Origin of the sequence: Pseudoalteromonas sp. ND6B (assembly GCF_000764215.1) — a bacterium.
Classification (GTDB): Bacteria; Pseudomonadota; Gammaproteobacteria; order Enterobacterales; family Alteromonadaceae; genus Pseudoalteromonas; species Pseudoalteromonas tetraodonis.
On record NZ_JQFL01000016.1, the window covers coordinates 1 to 1,848 of the forward strand.

The 1,848-nt window shown below is 42.3% G+C and carries 1 protein-coding gene; it reads left to right on the forward strand.

Features of this window, described 5'->3' with window-relative positions; genetic code table 11:
• Positions 1 to 53 precede the first annotated feature (53 nt).
• Positions 54 to 1,600, forward strand: a protein-coding gene (locus ND6B_RS13985; RefSeq protein WP_152569104.1) for an IS3 family transposase whose coding sequence is annotated in 2 segments (ribosomal slippage) — positions 54 to 534 and positions 534 to 1,600 — 1,548 coding nt in all. Because the reading frame shifts where the segments join, the coding sequence is not laid out codon by codon here.
• Positions 1,601 to 1,848 lie beyond the last annotated feature (248 nt).

Genomic DNA, 1,848 nt, shown 5'->3' on the forward strand with positions numbered 1-1,848 from the left:
GCCCCCTGTGTCAGGATAGTTGTCGCCTCTAACTTTTAATAGAGGCAGATATAATGAGACGTCGATTTACACAAGAATTTAAAGTTCAAGCGGTTGAAAAAGCATTATCTCAATGTGATGATGTTCGCTTAGAAGATATTGCAGATGATTTAGGTGTCGGTTATTCAACGTTACAGCGTTGGATAGCACTCGCAAAAAAACATCAACTTGAAACACACCAGACGGGTAGCCAAATGACAGCAGAAAAACGACCACAAGACTGGAGTTTAGAAGAAAGACTCAGCGCGATTATTGACTGTGGTCATTTAGATGAAACAGCCATTAATGAATACTGTCGTAATAAAGGGCTTTACCCGCATCATATTAAGCAGTGGAAGCAAGATTTTGCCCAAGGACCTACAACGAAACTAGTTAAATCAGACAGTAAACAGCTTAAGCAAGAGATAAAACAGCTGCAAAAAGAACTGAATCGTAAAGATAAGGCCTTAGCTGAAACAGCCGCTCTGCTTGTTCTCAAAAAAAAAGCGGATGCACTCTGGGGTTTCAACGAGGACGATTAACAACACTGGCTGAGCGACATGAATTAATAAAGCTTATTACAAACGCGCAGGATTCAGGGGCAAGGAAAGAAAAAGCATGTGAGTTACTTGGGCTGACGGCAAGAACCGTTCAACGTTGGATTGAAGCTGACAATATGACTGACAAGCGAACAAGTACGATAAAACGGCCGCCAAATCGTCTCACAGAGTTAGAGCGGCAGCGTATTATTAATACGGTTAACTCAACTGAGTATGGGCATTTACCGGCCAGTAAAATAGTCCCTAAGCTGCTTGATAACGGCATATGGATAGCGTCTGAAAGTTCATTTTATCGTGTCATGAAGGCACATAACTTATTAACGCATAGAGAAAAAGTAAAGCCGGCAAAGCCGATGAAAAAGCCAAGAGCATTGAAGGCAGTGCGTGCAAATGAAGTGTATACCTGGGATATCACCTATTTACCAACGAGCGTAAAAGGGCAGTTTTTATACTTATATTTAGTGATGGACATTTTTAGTCGAAAGGTTGTCGGTTGGCAGGTTCACGACACACAGTTAAGTGAATTAGCCGCAGATTTAATGAAGGATATTTGCAGTCGAGAGCAAATAAAGCGAGAGCAAGTCACGTTGCACTCAGATAATGGCAGCCCAATGAAAGGCGCGACATTGTTGGCAACATTACAGGAGCTAGGCATTGTGCCATCATTTAGCCGACCGTCAGTAAGTAATGACAACCCGTACTCTGAGTCGTTATTTAAAACGTTAAAGTATCGCCCAGAATACCCAGAAAAGGCATTTGAAGATATAAGCGCAGCAAGAGAATGGGTAAGCGGATTCGTTGATTGGTACAATAATGAGCACCTACACAGTGGTATAAAATTTGTGACGCCAAATCAACGTCATTCAGGTTTAGATAAAGAGATATTAGCCAAGCGTCAGCAGGTAAACGATGCTGCTAAATTGAATAACCCAAGTCGTTGGTCAGGAAAGTCACGAGATTGGTCAATGATAAACGAAATAAATTTGAATCCTGAGAAAAAAGAAGAAATGCGGGCGGCATAAAATTTAACTTGAGGCGACAACTAACTTGAAAAACTCCGCCCGCCGCCCGAAGCTCATAACCCGACGCTCGCACCTCGCACCTTAAAAAATGCGCGGCATAAAGCCCCGCCTTGTATCTCTCTGTAATAGATGATTAGCTATCATTTATTACATCGGAAGTTAGTGAGCTTGTAGCCCCGCCCAGTACTTGATACTGAGCCGTAGATTAAGCCCTAGCTTCCAATTCTCAACAAACTGAATGGTATCCA